Source organism: Chitinophagaceae bacterium, from assembly GCA_007695095.1.
Classification (GTDB): domain Bacteria; phylum Bacteroidota; class Bacteroidia; order Chitinophagales; family REEL01; genus REEL01.
Genome location: REEL01000081.1, coordinates 24835 through 39955 on the forward strand (window position 1 = coordinate 24835; position 15121 = coordinate 39955).

At 34.9% G+C, this 15121-nt stretch carries 13 protein-coding genes and 1 tRNA gene; 9 read left to right on the forward strand and 5 right to left on the reverse strand.

All coding sequences use genetic code 11. The features are described 5' to 3' along the window. Nucleotides 1-603 precede the first annotated feature (603 nt). Nucleotides 604-909, reverse strand: coding sequence for a type II toxin-antitoxin system RelE/ParE family toxin (locus EA412_04160; protein ID TVR80879.1), 306 nt, complete (start codon nucleotides 907-909; stop codon nucleotides 604-606). Next, a complete protein-coding gene (locus EA412_04165) occupies nucleotides 891-1106 on the reverse strand; it encodes a hypothetical protein (protein ID TVR80880.1) in 216 nt (71 codons plus the stop codon). Before EA412_04165 ends, EA412_04160 begins: the two co-directional genes overlap by 19 nt. 239 nt (nucleotides 1107-1345) lie before the next feature. On the opposite strand from EA412_04165, the gene EA412_04170 reads away from it, so the two are divergent. Next, a complete protein-coding gene (locus EA412_04170) occupies nucleotides 1346-1636 on the forward strand; it encodes a hypothetical protein (GenBank protein TVR80881.1) in 291 nt (96 codons plus the stop codon). A gap of 708 nt (nucleotides 1637-2344) precedes the next feature. After that, nucleotides 2345-4558 carry a helicase gene (locus EA412_04175; protein ID TVR80882.1) on the forward strand — a complete coding sequence of 738 codons (2214 nt, stop codon included), beginning with the start codon at nucleotides 2345-2347 and terminating at the stop codon, nucleotides 4556-4558. 35 nt (nucleotides 4559-4593) lie between these two features. Here EA412_04175 and EA412_04180 read toward each other — a convergent pair. Together EA412_04180 and EA412_04185 are read right to left on the reverse strand one after the other, a co-directional pair. Continuing rightward, nucleotides 4594-4670, reverse strand: a tRNA-Ala gene (locus tag EA412_04180). Nucleotides 4671-4733: 63 nt separating this feature from the next. Then, nucleotides 4734-5369 carry an orotate phosphoribosyltransferase gene (locus EA412_04185; GenBank protein ID TVR80883.1) on the reverse strand — a complete coding sequence of 212 codons (636 nt, stop codon included), beginning with the start codon at nucleotides 5367-5369 and terminating at the stop codon, nucleotides 4734-4736. A gap of 44 nt (nucleotides 5370-5413) precedes the next feature. Here EA412_04185 and EA412_04190 point away from each other — a divergent pair, with 44 nt between their 5' ends. From EA412_04190 to EA412_04220, 7 genes are all read left to right on the forward strand, one after another. Next, a complete protein-coding gene (locus tag EA412_04190; GenBank protein ID TVR80884.1) occupies nucleotides 5414-6031 on the forward strand; it encodes an NUDIX domain-containing protein in 618 nt (205 codons plus the stop codon). Between the two features lie 74 nt (nucleotides 6032-6105). Beyond that, entirely contained in the window at nucleotides 6106-6354 is a 249-nt protein-coding gene (locus tag EA412_04195) for a type B 50S ribosomal protein L31 (GenBank protein TVR80885.1), read from the forward strand. A 161-nt stretch (nucleotides 6355-6515) separates the two neighbouring features. Beyond that, nucleotides 6516-7685: a glucose-1-phosphate thymidylyltransferase gene (locus tag EA412_04200; GenBank protein TVR80886.1), complete on the forward strand. Its 1170-nt coding sequence runs from the start codon at nucleotides 6516-6518 to the stop codon at nucleotides 7683-7685. A 9-nt stretch (nucleotides 7686-7694) separates the two neighbouring features. Continuing rightward, complete coding sequence (locus EA412_04205; GenBank protein TVR80887.1) at nucleotides 7695-8468, forward strand: triose-phosphate isomerase; 774 nt, start codon at nucleotides 7695-7697, stop codon at nucleotides 8466-8468. Between the two features lie 12 nt (nucleotides 8469-8480). After that, on the forward strand, nucleotides 8481-9317 hold the full coding sequence (locus EA412_04210; GenBank protein TVR80888.1) for a 50S ribosomal protein L11 methyltransferase: 837 nt from the start codon (nucleotides 8481-8483) through the stop codon (nucleotides 9315-9317). Between the two features lie 37 nt (nucleotides 9318-9354). Continuing rightward, complete coding sequence (locus EA412_04215; GenBank protein ID TVR80889.1) at nucleotides 9355-13848, forward strand: hypothetical protein; 4494 nt, start codon at nucleotides 9355-9357, stop codon at nucleotides 13846-13848. A gap of 6 nt (nucleotides 13849-13854) precedes the next feature. Next, nucleotides 13855-14535 carry a methyltransferase domain-containing protein gene (locus EA412_04220; GenBank protein ID TVR80890.1) on the forward strand — a complete coding sequence of 227 codons (681 nt, stop codon included), beginning with the start codon at nucleotides 13855-13857 and terminating at the stop codon, nucleotides 14533-14535. Between the two features lie 28 nt (nucleotides 14536-14563). Here EA412_04220 and EA412_04225 read toward each other — a convergent pair. After that, on the reverse strand, nucleotides 14564-15121 hold a 558-nt coding region (locus EA412_04225), incomplete at its 5' end, for a transketolase (protein TVR80891.1).

Here is a 15121-nt window from a genome sequence, read left to right on the forward strand (position 1 = left end):
GTGTTGCCCTATGCGCAGTAGAGACGTTGCATGCAACGTCTCTACTGCAACACAATCCCACGCGTTGCCCGCGACATCGAATCCGGTAAAAATCAATTTGGTCTACAATCAAAAAATTTGGCATCCATTGTTCGTGGATTCAAATCGGCCGTAACCATTTAGACGAGAATTATTGAACCTGATTTCGCATGGCAATCCCGATTTCATGACCACATTATTCGCGATAAAACATCCTATTATCACATTGTAAAACACATAAAAAACAATCCCGCTAATTGGGCAGAGGATAGATTTAACCTTTCTAATCAGAATAACAAACAAATAAAAAAATAGGATAGAAACTTTACTGCCTTTTGTTTTGAAGAACGGTAAAAAGAAAACGGCAAGAATAGAAAAATTTATTCCGGATTTTTTTTGAATAACCCTAACTGTTTGTAATGCCCTCACTCGGACAAGATATAATATGTTGTAGGTGGTTGGTGGAATAACACCAACCACGGCGGGAAAATGGTATATAAAACACCGGTCATTCCGGCAGATGTTGACCCCCTAATTTTTATATCAATACAACTCACCCCCTTCCATTATGGAGTTCTTTCTGCATCAATAAATAAACGGATTTCTGCTTGTATGTCTTAACCTTAAAATGTAAATAAACTCAGTCTGTACTTTGTAAGAAATGCGATAACTGTAAATTTCATAAGCTTTGTAACTCCCATCATTATTTATTTTAAAACGGTCTATAGGATGTATATCAGGATAAAAAGCGAGTGCACGTGTAGAATCTAATATTGACTTAATTACTTTCTCAGCTTCGTTCATGTTATCCCCAGCAATAAATGTAAAAATTTCTTTGAGAGCTTCTTTAGCTTTTGTATCCCAAACAATTTTTAATCCTTTTTTTTCCATTTTTTTGCTTCTTCCTCTAATACATCTTGTGTAGTGAATTTACCGGAAGTGATGCGATTTTCAGCTTCGTCAATTTCATTATTATAAGTATCAGATGCGTGTTTTGACAACAACTTTTTTACTTCAGCCAATAAGGTTTCATCATTGGTTTGCAACAGTTGCTGCATCAACTCTAATTTAATTGCTTTAACATCCATAAAGGAAATTTTAAATTATAAAACGTAAATGTACTGTCAAAAGTTTGATATCCAATGTCCATTTCAAAAAAGTGGCTTTTGCTTATCATTTTTCATGAATTTAATAGGCATTTTAAAACACTGTCCTGTTCGTATTACCCAAACTCATACGAACAAGACATGATAAGGGGTAAAAAAATCATAGTGCAAAGAATTTTATGAATTCTAACCCCCTTTGTTCGTAGTTTCATCTCAAAAAAATGCAGCTGTCCGTAGTTTTTTTACTACGGACTTGGGTATTTAGCAACCCAATTTTTTCTGTCGTAGGATCCTCTAATGCAATTATTGGAATTGAGGATAATGAATATAATAAACAACAACGTGAATCACATTGTAGAGACGCAATGCATTGCGTCTCTACACAATCCAACGCGTTCCCCGCGTCATCGAAACCATCAAAAAACCAATTTGGTCCACAATCAAAAAAAAAAATTAGCATCCATTGTTCGTGGATTCAAATCGGCCGTAACAATACAGGCGAGAATTATTGAACCTGATTTCGCAAGGCAATCCCGATTTCATGACCATATTATTCGCGATAAAATATCCTATTGTCGGTTTGCACAATACATAAAAAACAACCCCGCTAATTGGGCAGAGGATAGCTTTAACCCTTCTAATCAAAACAACAAATAAATAAAAAAATAGGATAGAAACTTTACTGCCTTTTGTTTTGAAGAACGGTAAAAAGAAAACGGCAAAAAGGAAAATTTTATGCCGGATTTTTTTTGAATAACCCTAACTGTTTGTAATGCCCTCACTATGAATAAGACATAATATGTTAAAGGTGGTTGGTGGAATAACACCAACCACGGCGGGAAAATAACAAGATTAAATTGCTTTGCTTTACTTCTCTAACACTCTCTCCATAATACCCTCACGGCACGCCCAAAAACGAAAACCACATTTAACAATCCACAAAACCCTGCATAGTACATAATCAATCTAAAATAAGTTGAGGCTGCATTAGCCTTATAATTGTCGCTAATCATAACACTAAAAATGTTTAAACCCTCAATAGCGATTAACAAAAGTTAAAATATGTAGTTATAAAGAATATAAAAATATAAATATGCTACATATTTGACAAAAAAAATATATTTTTGTGTTAAGAGGTTTGTTTAAATTGAGAACAGAAAACTAACTGCTCTGCAGATTTCTGAATTGAATAGTGAGTACTCATAAAAAAACAAGAATATATGGAAGGTGTTATAGAAGAAACAAAAATTGCGGCAATAGCAGCCCGTTTTATTAATAGTACCGGCCGACATGTTTTTCTTACAGGTAAGGCCGGAACGGGTAAGACTACTTTTTTAAAGCAAATTGTACATAAAACATACAAAAAAACTATTATCGTTGCCCCAACCGGTATAGCAGCTTTAAATGCCGGTGGAGTGACGATTCATTCACTTTTTCAATTGCCTTTAGGTGCTTTTCTGCCGGTAGACAATCAATTTGCTTTTAATGAAAATATTAAAATTAACACACCCTCAGGCTTACACAGAAACCACCGAATGCAAAGCAAAAAGAGGAGAATGCTGCAAGAGCTTGAATTGCTTATAATTGATGAGGTGAGTATGCTGAGAGCAGATTTGTTGGATGCTATAGATGCTGTCTTGAGAAGAGTTCGTAGAAAAAATACTTTGCCTTTCGGAGGTGTTCAGGTTTTGTTTATTGGAGATTTATTGCAACTGCCACCTGTAATTCAAAATGAAGAATGGGAAATTCTAAAAAACTATTACGATACATTGTATTTTTTTGATGCACTGGCATTAAAAAAAGACCCTCCGGTATATATTGAGCTCGATAAAATTTTCCGGCAAGCAGATGAAACTTTTATTCGTATACTGAATAATCTGCGTAATAATGAAGTTACGGAAGATGATTACGAAATTCTTAACAGTCATTACCGACCGGATTTTAAGCCCGCTAAAAATGAACATTATATTCAGCTGACTACACACAATGCAAAGGCCGACAATTTAAACCGGATTTCATTAAAAGAAATAAACCAACCGTCTTTTTTTTATAAAGCTTCAATCACCGGTGAATTTAGCGAATATGCTTACCCGGTGGAGGAAAATCTGGAGCTCAAAGAAGGTGCTCAGGTTATGTTTATTAAAAATGACCCTTCCGGACAAGGCAAATTTTACAATGGCAAGATAGGAACTATAGCATCATTAGATAGTTCTGAAATTTATGTAAAATTTAATGACGGAACAGATCCGGTAGTTGTAGAAAAGTATAGCTGGGAAAATATTCGTTATTCAATGAATCAGACTACTAACGAAATTGAAGAAGAAGTGAAAGGTACATTTTCACAATTTCCCATAAAATTAGCCTGGGCAATTACCATCCACAAAAGTCAGGGGCTTACTTTTGAAAAGGCTATAATAGATATAGGCCGAGCTTTTGCTCCCGGACAAGTATACGTGGCTTTGTCAAGATTGCGTTCACTTTCGGGACTGGTTTTGTCTACACCTGTAAATTACAACAGTCTGCAGATTGATGATAATATAAAAAAGTATTCAGAGGAAAAGCCCAGTGAGAAACAGTTGAACCACATTTTTAAAGAATCTACTGATGCTTTTTTTCAAAAATACATACTTCAGTGTTTTGATTTTTCTGAACTGAGCTTTGCGGTTAACCAACATGCACAATCTTATGATAAAGAAGCTAATCGTTCAGTAAAACAAGATTTTCATGAATGGGCATTAAACCTGCAAGCTGAATTGAGAGAAGAAGTAAAGGTTGCCAATAAGTTTAAAAGGCAATTGGAAAATATTTTTACTGAGGATAATTATTTACCATTATTAACAGAAAGAGTTTCGGCCGCCTACAACCATTTTACAGGAGTTTTAAACAGCTTTTCAGCTAAAATTAAAGACCATATCAATTCGCTGAAAAACAAAGCCCGGGTAAAAAGCTATCTGAACGAGCTAAAAGAGCTGGATGCCGTTTTTTATAAGCAACACCAATCTGTTCACAAAGCTTTATCTATGTGCAAGACTATAAGTACTAATCATCAACCGGATAATGAATCGATACATACCCGTGAACTGGATGAAAATCGAAAGAAATCAGAGGTGAAAATTAAATCCGGAAAACCTAAAAAAGGAGAGAGCCGGGAATTAAGTTTCAATTTATATAAGTCAAATAATTCAATTGAAGAAACAGCTAAAGAACGAGGGCTTGCCATTACAACTATAGAAGGCCACCTTTCTTATTACGTAAGCGAAGGTAAACTTGATGTACTTGATTTTTTATCAAAAGAAAAGCTAAACAATATCCTCAAAGCCTCTGAGACCTTAGAAACGGAGATGCTCAATGAGATTAAGCAACATTTAGGCGATGAATACACATATACGGATTTGCGTTTTGCTATAGCATATAAAAAAACAGCATCAAACTAAAATGTTAAATGCTGTCTAAATATTCATCGAAAAATTTGTGGAGAATGCCGGATTCGAACCGGCGGCCTCTTGCATGCCATGCAAGCGCTCTAGCCAACTGAGCTAATCCCCCTGGCGAATGCAAAAATAAATAATTCAGGCATAGAATTCCCTTTTTTTGTAAAAATCATTTTATTTACCATTCTTTTGGATTGTCTTTCCATTTTTTTAAATATGCTGCATCGGTTTCTGTTAAATAGTTCATAGTCGTAGCCACCCTAAGCAGTATGTCATAATTTGTCAAACTGTAATATGGAATCCCGGCTTTTTTAAATAGCTCCCCGGCATCATTAAATCCGTAAGTAAAAATAGATGCTAACCCAACAACGTCTGCACCACTTTCTAATAATGCCTTAACAGCATTAAAGCTGCTTTTTCCGGTTGAAACCAAGTCTTCAATAACAAATACTTTTTTGCCTTCTTTCAATTCACCTTCAATTTGGTTTTTAAGTCCATGGCCTTTGGGTTCAGGACGCACATAGCAAAAAGGCAATTGCAGTTTTTCCGCTACCAATAATCCGTGCGCAATTCCTCCGGTAGCAACTCCCGCAATCACATCCGGTGAAGATTCGGAGGATTGTATAATTTCAGAAAAGTTTTTAGCAATCATCTCTCTCAGTTCAGGATAAGCTAACGTTTTTCGATTGTCACAATAAATAGGACTTTTAAGCCCGGAGGCCCAGATGAAAGGCTTGTTTACAGAAAGTTCAACAGCTTTAATTTTTAATAACTCAGCCGCAATTTCTTTTTCTTTCTTTTCTATATCACTCATCAATCTGTATATTTTTATAACTTAGCTAATTTGAAATTCAGATTATGCAAAAGTATGAAATCTTTCATGGTCATACACGATTTGTTCTATGCACTGAGGAAATATTCAGGGGTTTAGATGCAGAGACTAACAGGCAGAGTTCTTTGTTTAGCATGGATAAAGCAAATGCCTTTTTTTCTACAGAAAACAATGTCGTTAATGATTACGTGCTGATAAGTGAAAATCCTGAACGCGATTGGAATTTATTGGTAAAAGAACTTTTTAAAGTTATAGAAGCGGCCGGAGGTTTAGTGAAAAACAGTAAAGATGAAATTCTTTTAATTTTTCGATTGGGCTGTTGGGATTTGCCTAAAGGGAAAATAGATCCGGGTGAAACTGACAGGGACGCTGCAATCCGGGAAGTAGAGGAAGAGACAGGGGCAAAGATTAAAAATTTAAAGCAGTTATTTGCTACAACTTATCATACATACAGACTCAATGGGGATTTAATTCTAAAAAAATCACTCTGGTACTTAATGGAAGCTGAAGACCTGGAGGAATTGATACCCCAAACTGCTGAAAATATTGATGTGGCTTGTTGGTGTCCTCCGGAAAAAATTCAGGAAAAGTATAATAATATGTACCCTTCGGTTAAAACAGTTTTGGAAAAATACTTTGATTAATGCAATAAATTGGATTTTTTCTTTGTTATTTTTTAAATAATAACTACTTTTGCATTTCAAAATTTAGTAAAAAGATGAGAAAAGAAATACATCCGGAAAATTACAGATTAGTTGTCTTCAAAGATATTTCTTGTGGAGAAGCTTTTTTATCACGTTCAACTGCTCCTTCGAGAGAAACAGTTACCTGGGAAGATGGAAATGAGTATCCATTGATTAAATTAGATATTTCTAATAAGTCGCACCCTTTTTATACCGGTAAGATGAAGTTTGTTGATACTGCCGGAAGAATTGAAAAATTCCAAAAGAAATATTCCAAGAAGTAATTCTTTCAAAATATTTATATCAAAGCCTCTTTTTTAAAAGGGGCTTTTTTTTTGCTGTTATTTTTTAAAAGAATACAAAGATTTCATTACTATTGAAACATAATTAAGAATGTTTATTTTAGCATGCTGAAAGAATGCATATTCGATATTAAAACCAATCTATGAAACAGCTTTTATTATTTGATGGAACTGAGAGAAAAAAGCTACTGCCCTTTACTTTTGCGCGTTCAGTATCAAGCATCAGAACCGGTATATATACCATAAAGGAAAAGTGGGAAAAAATCAGTAATGTGGAGGTTTTTACAAAAACAGAAGATTATCTGCAAAACAAATATCCATTAAATCTAAAAGGTGAGACTCTTTATATAAACGGCAGTATTTTACCCGATAAATCTCTCTGGGATTCAATTCAGCAACTGGATTTGTATGAGGGCATAATGATTAATAATGAAAAATTAATCTTCCTTACAGACAATCATGATTCAAATATTGAAAGCATTAAAAATTGGAAAAACTATACTTCTCCGGTTTTAAAAATTGAAAATTTATGGGATATTTTCGTGCTTAATGGAAAAGCCATTGAACAAGATATATCTTTATTTCATCAGAATTTCAGTGAAAATAATTTGCCCGGCGTTCAGCTAAGCGGAAAACATCCATTAATAGTAGAAGAGGGTGGAATTGTAAGAGCATTTTCCATTAATACAGAGGCGGGGCCGGTTTTTATAGGGAAAAATGCAGAAATAATGGAAGGTGCGCTTATTCGCGGTCCATTTGCCTTGCTAGAAAAGGCTGTTGTGAAAATGGGTGCAAAAATTTATGGAGCAACTACTGTGGGCCCGCATTCTAAAGTAGGGGGAGAGTTAAACAATGTGATAATACAGGCTTATTCAAATAAAGCACACGACGGGTTTTTAGGAAATTCCGTCATTGGAGAATGGTGTAATTTGGGTGCAGATACAAATTGTTCAAATTTGAAAAATAATTACGGAAACGTGAGTATATGGTCATATGAGGAGAAAAAAATGATTGATACAAAAATGCAGTTTTGCGGATTATTTATGGGAGACCATTCCAAATGCGGCATAAATACTATGTTCAATACCGGTACTGTTGTAGGTTTTTCGGCAAATATTTTTGGCGGAGGATTCCCGGAGAAGTTTTTACCCTCATATTCTTGGGGTGGAATAGGAGGATTTTCAGAGTATAATCCTGAAAAAGCCTTTGAAACCATGAAAATAGTTATGAGTAGAAGAAATATAAGCTTCACAGAATCAGATAAAGACATTTTTTTAAATATATTTGAGCAAACAAAAATAAATAGGAGCTAAATTAATTTTATGCGAAAAAAGATACTTGCGGCAAACTGGAAAATGAATTTGTTGAAAAAACAGGCAGTGAATTTCATAGAAGATTTTCTGAAAGATGAAAACAGCAATTTGATAAAAGGGGAAATAGTAATTTTTCCGGCTTTTCCATATATAGACTCATTGAGCAAACAATGCGCCGGTTCCGGGCTGAAAATCGGAGCTCAGAATATTGCTTCTTTTAAATCCGGTGCTTATACGGGAGAAGTTTCAGCAGAAATGTTAAAAGATTCAGGTGCTGAATATGTCTTAATCGGTCATTCAGAACGAAGATCTCTTTTTCATGAAAAAAGTGAAGATCTTATACAGAAGATTCAACAGGCAATTACAAACAATTTAAAAGTAATTTTTTGTTTTGGAGAACAAAAGGATGAAAGAGAAAAATCCGTACATTTCGATATAGTAGCCGAACAACTGAAATCAGTTTTGTCGAATTTTGAAGGTGAAGAAGTAGCTGATTTTGTATTGGCCTATGAGCCGGTTTGGGCTATAGGTACAGGATTGACAGCTTCTCCCGCGCAAGCCGGTGAAATGCATACTTTCATAAGAAAATGGCTGATGCAAACATATGGCAATGCAGTATCTGAAAATGTTTCTATACTTTATGGAGGAAGTTGCAAACCGGATAATGCTGAATCTTTATTTAGTCAAAAAGATGTAGACGGTGGTTTGATTGGCGGGGCTTCTTTAAAGGCAGAAAGCTTTATTGCTTTAAAAAATATTCTATTTCAAAAGAAGGAAGCATAATCCCTATATGAAATGAGAAAACCATCCTATATAGTTGTTTTTAAGCCTGTCTCAGATGAACAATCTGAAGTTTTAGCAGCCTTTTGTTTCGAGTGTGGGGCAGAGGGTGTATCAGAAGATGAAGATACATTAACTGCCAGCTTTCCTGAACATCCCGAAAATATAAATGAATGGGATATGGTTCTTTCTTTTTGTGAAGAGAATAATATTCCAATAACTGTTCGAAAACAAGAATGGGTAAACTGGAATGCTGAATGGGAGAAAAATTTTCAGGCGATTGATATAGGAAAGAATATTCACGTTAGGGCTCCTTTTCATAATCATTCTCAAAAGCACTTTGACATAGTTATAGAACCTAAAATGGCTTTTGGAACAGGTCATCATGCTACAACGGCTATGGTCATGAAAATCATGACTGAAATAGATTTTTCCGGTAAATCAGTATTAGATTATGGGTGTGGGAGTGGTATTTTGAGCATTTTGGCAGCAAAACTGAATGCATCAAGCATAATAGCCCTGGATTATGATATAAACTCTGTTGAAAACTGTATTGCAAACTTTAAGTTAAATTCAGTAGTAAATGGAGAAGTGCGGCATGGAGATAAAGCTGCTATACCGGATATGAATTTTGATATCATTTTGGCGAACATAAATAAAAATGTAATTTTAGATTCATTTAGTGAGTTGTCTGAACGATTGGAGAAGGGGGCTCATTTGATAATTAGTGGTATACTTTCTGAAGACATTGAGAAAATAATATCTGTTGCAAATCAGTTTAGTTTAAGGCTGATTAAGCAAAACACTGAAAATAACTGGGCAGTGTTACTTTTTTCAAAAAATTCCGTATAAATAGGTGCATGCTTCAATTTGCTTAAAATAATTGTAAATGATTAATAAAATATTCTTTTTTTTAACGGTCTGTTTGTTTTTGTTTTGCTCCAAAGACTCTGTAGCGCAAGAGGTGTTTTCTGATGATAATCAAAGCTTTGTTCGTGAATTAACTCGCATGTTAAATCAAACCAGGCGGGATGAAAGCAGAAATCAGGCCTCTCTTCTTGAGGAAAATATTAAAGACGATAAGTTAAGCAACGCATATCTGGATTTGATGCGTAAAACCGGTAACATAATGCTGTCCCGAAATATGAGAGCACATCCTCACTTTGAGAATTATGTAATGGCTGTAAATGATTTTGTAGCAACAAACAGAAATCTGCAAACTTTTGAAGTATGGTCTGATTTATTAAATAATGTTTTAGAAAACCAAAGAAGAGGAAATAATCAAAATTTTGACCGCTACATTGACTTTTCGATTTCATATTTCAGAAACGGATCACTTCACCAAAGCAGAGCCAGAACCTGGCAGGTCATTGGCAGGGAAAGCAGATGGGAGAATACGGAAGAAGGACCGGTTTTACATTTTGAAAACATTTCAATTTTAGCATACACAACCGGAGATACCATTGAAATAAGGAATGTTAGCGGTATTTTTAACCCGGTTGAACAACAATTTCAGGCAAATGGAGGAAGAATAGACTGGAGTAGGGCAGGGTATGGAGCCAATGATGTTTATGCCGAACTTACAGAATATCAGTTTGCGGTAAATTCATCGGAGTTTTCTGTTGATACTGTCATGTTTTACTATAATGAAATATTATCTGAACCACTTCAAGGTAGTTTTTCTGACAGATTAATTACACAAAACAGGCCTGAAACTACTAATTATCCGCGTTTTGAATCATTTAGAAAGGATATCAGATTAGACAATATTACAGAGAATGTTTCATTTTTAGGTGGAATAACAAAAGCAGGGCAAAGGCTTACAGGTAGCGGAGATGATTATAATAGAGCATATCTCGAATTTACAAGAGAAGACGGGAAAATACTCGCCCGTTCTTATTCAAGAAATGTTTTGATTGGCAGAAGAAATGAATTAACAAGTTCTGCGGCTGAGATTAGCGTTTATCTTGGTGATAATGATTCTATTTTTCATCCGAATGTTCGCCTCGTTTATAAATTTGATATTAAAGAGCTTGGATTATACAGGGGAATGGGTGACGGTACAAGTAAAACTACTTTTTTCAATTCATTTCATAATCATGAAATGGCTGCCGATGTGATATATTGGAGACTGGATAAAGATGAAATGCAAGTAAGAATGCTTACCGGTGCAGGCCAAAACCCTGCAGTTATTACTTCTTCTAATTTTTTCCGGAGAGGAGAATTGCAAAGAATGCAGGGTGTTATGGATTTTAATCCGGTATCTGTAATTAAAATGTATAGCGATGAGCTTGGTTCAAGAGAAATGTATGCGCCTGATTTGGCTAAAAAAATGAATCCAAGATATACAGAAAATACCATACAAGGCCTTTTGTATACTTTAGTGGAAGAGGGATTTATTTATTATAATGAAGAAAATAGCGTTGTTACCGTAAGGGATAAGACTATAAATTATGTATTGGCAAATGCAAATCGAATAGATTTTGATCATATCCGGTTTAATTCTTATCACACCCGGCAGAATGCAAAGCTGGATTTTGAAACAAATGATTTATTAGTTTCGGGAGTAGAAGATGTTACCCTAAGTGAAAGAAGATTTGTGTTTGTTTATCCGAATGACAGAGAGATTACTTTAAAAGAAAATATGGATATGTCATTTTCCGGTTCGATTTTGGCCGGTCGTATTGACTTTATCGGTTTTGGTTTTTATTTTGATTATGACTCCTTCAGGGTTGATATGCAAGATTTGGCATCAGCCGTTATATATGCTCCTACTGAAGATTTGGATGAATACGGTCAACCGAAAACAGTGCCATTGAGAAGCCGTATCGAGGGCTTGACAGGCAGATTATTTGTGGATGCTCCGAATAATAAATCGGGTAGGGTAAATTTGCCACAATTTCCAATTTTTGTGAATAATGCAAAAGCTTTTGTTTACTACGATTTGGATGAGGTTCATGAAGCCAGATATGACAGAGAAAGTTTTTATTTTGAGTTAGAGCCTTTTCGATTTGATAGTTTAAATACTTTTGACCCCTACTTTTCCAGTCTTAAAGGAAGAATGATTTCCGCAGATATTTTTCCGGTTTTTGAAGAAAATATTTACATACAGGATGACTTATCACTGGGTTTTATCAGAACAACTCCTGCTAACGGATTCCCGGTTTACGGCGGGAAAGCTACTTTTTTTGATACCATATCATTAAGTAACCGCGGGTTGTTAGGAAGTGGTAATATTGATTATTTATTTACCAAATTTGACTCAGATCATATTTTGTTTCTCCCGGATTCTTTGGCTACAATCGCTCAAAATTTCCATATGGCAGAAAGTGTTCATCAGGGGAATACATTTCCGGAAGTTCGTGGTGAAGGGGTTCAAATAGGGTGGAGGCCTTATGACGATGAAATGGATTTAAACAGTGGTACCGATCCATTTGTGATGTACGATATTGAAGCCAGCATGTCAGGTTCCTTAGTGTTTACCCCTCAGGGTCTTAAAGGTATTGGTAGCTTTGATTGGCAGGAAGCAGAACTTTTATCTTCCGGCTTTAATTTTGAATCTGATGCCCTTTTTGCAGATACGATAGACATGCGAATCAAAGCAATTGACGAGGATAAAGTGACTTTCAATACACCAAATGTAAAAGGAAGAATAGATTTTGGAGATCGGATTGGTAATTTTGAGTCTAATTTATTGGATATCCCAACTGAATTTGCAAATAATTTTTATCGCACGGAGATAAATCAGTTTACATGGGATATGGAAAATAGTGTATTAGATTTCAGGGCTCCGGATGGCTCACCGGGTTCCCCGTTTGTTTCCACTCATGCTGATAAAGATTCATTAGAATTTTTAGGTAAAAGGGCTTTATTTGATTTACCGTCTTCATTGCTCACGGTTGAGGATGTACCTTATATTCCGGTCGCTAATGCTCATATAATACCCGATGGCAACGTAGTAGTAATTGAAGGAGGGGGCGTGATGAGAGAACTGGAAAATGCTACATTTAAAGCAGATACAGGCGATATTGCTCATGAGTTTTATGAGGCTACCTTACAGATTAATGGTAAAAAAGATTTTAGTGGGGAAGGTAAGTTTGATTTTTTAAACAGAAGTAGAGGTGTGAATACTATTAGAATGCACAATATTTTTGTTGAAGAAATTCCGGGCAGACGCAGGCAGCAACCGGATTATTTTACAAGATCTGAAGGTATTGTTGAAGCAGCAGATACTTTTAGGCTTGATCCCAAAATTCAATTTCAGGGAGAAGTAAAATTAAAGTCAGAGGTTAAAAATTTAAATTTTGATGGTTTTGCCAGATTAGATTTTAAAAATCAAGAAATTGAAACAAACTGGTTTGCTTTTGAAACAGAAATTGATGCAAATGATGTAATTATCCCTTATGAAACAGCAATTTCTCCATTTGGAGATACTTTATATAGTGGTTTGTTTTTTGACAGGTCGCTAAATCCCGGGCCATATGTAAGTTTGTTTAATCAAGTCAGAATGCCAGATGACAAAAAGATAATGACAACCTCAGGGATTGTGAGATACAGTCAGCAAAACAGTAGTTTTTACATAGGCTCAAAAGAAAAATATAAAGATAACAGTCCCGCCGGGAATATGATTATAGTTAATGAAGCAAATAATGTAATCAGAGGTGAAGGTAAATTTGACATGAATCTTGACTTTGAACCCATTAAAATAACGACTGCCGGTAATTTTGAAAAGAATTTAAGTGATTCAAGTTTTGTGTTTAATACTATTTTTGCTTTAAATCTGGAAGTAGATGATGATTTGATGGAGATGTTTGCCAATGACCTGATTTCATTTGTGTTTGACAAACCATCAGTAGACTATCACAAAGAGTCTTTTGTAAATGCGTATAACGAGCTTGTAGACAGCAGAAGAGGCAGCAGGGCATTAGAAGAAGCTCAGCAAACCGGGCGTTTTGACAAACCCAGAGATCTGGACTATAATCTGATTTTTAATGATTTAACTTTCGAATACATTCCTAAATACCAAACATATAAATCAAAGGGACCTATTGGAATTGGATTTGTTGGAGATAAAGGCGTCCATAAAATGGTTGATGGATTTATTGAATTCGGTTTTCGAAGAGTCGGTGACTTTTTCAATATGTATTTTGAGTTGGGCCCTGACGACTGGTACTTTATAACCTATAATAATTATACGTTGCAAATAATTTCTTCCAGAGATGATTTCAATAAATTACTGGCCTCTATCAGACCCGATAGAAGGGAAAGAAAAATTTCTGATGAGATTACATACTTTTACACAACTTCAACTTTTAATACCATGCAAAGCTTTGTGTATAGAATGAAATTTGGTGATGAAGTGGATTTGCCTCCCCAAGAGTAAAAAATCATGGCAAAAAAGTTAAATTTTGTTACAAGAATTTTAAGCTATTTCTGGGATATTCCGATTGAAAAAATTCAAAGTCAATATGATGAGGAGTTGCAGCTTAGCTTAGATAAAGGCAGAGTAAAGTTAAGCACTTCTGAAGCTGTGTACTCATTTGAGGATTTATACTATTGTTTCAGTCAAACCTTCAGTCAAATAGAAATTCAAAAGTTTGAAGTCAATAAGGTTTTAATTTTGGGTTATGGTCTGGGAAGTATCCCTTGTATTTTAGAAAGAAAATTCCAAATTAGTCCAAATATAACGGGTATTGAGATAGACAGTTCTATAGTCGATATGGCTAAAAAATATGGGTTTTACAATGAAAAAACTCAAATTATTTGTCAGGATGCTATTGATTTTATTCAAAATAATAAAGATAGTTTTGACCTGATTTGTATAGATGTGTTTGAAGGACATAGAGTGCCTGTTAGAATGGACGCGGAAGACTTTCTTTTAAAAATAAAAAGTGGACTGAATGATAAGGGGATAGTAATTTTTAACCGCATGAATGATGATCTTCAAAATCGAAATCAAAATAAAACACTAGCCAAAACTTTATCCGGCATATTTCCTGAGGTCAATAAAATTCACATCAGAGATAACCTGATGTATGTCGCCCGGAAAGAAGTTATAGAATATGTTTAAATCTATACTTTGATGTAATGCCTTTTAACTAATATAATTTTGGAAATGCAGACGGGTTAAATTCATACATCATTTCGTAGGCAATTTCAAAAATATCTTCAACATTCGGTTTAGAAAAATAATCTCCATCTGAACCGTAAGGGCTTCTGTGATCAACAGCAGTAATAGTACGTGGCTGTGAATCTAAGTAATTGTAAGCTTTTTGCTCTTCTAATACTTTTTGTAAAATATAAGCGGATGCTCCACCGGGGACATCCTCATCTAAAACAATTAACCGGTTAGTCTTTTTTACTGATTCAACTATTTCATGATTCAGGTCAAAAGGCAGTAAGGATTGAACATCAATAAGCTCAACATCAATATTAAAATTCTCTAACAATTTAATAGCATCCTGAGCTACTCTGACACATGAACCATAGGTAACCAAAGTTATATCATTACCTTCTTTTAAAACTTCTGGCTGACCAAGTGGTAGTGTAAATGTTCCTATATTGGAAGGTAGTTTCTCTTTTAGTCGGTAACCATTCAGACATTCTATTACTAAAGCCGGATCATCAGAGCGTAATAAAGTGTTATAAAAACCTGC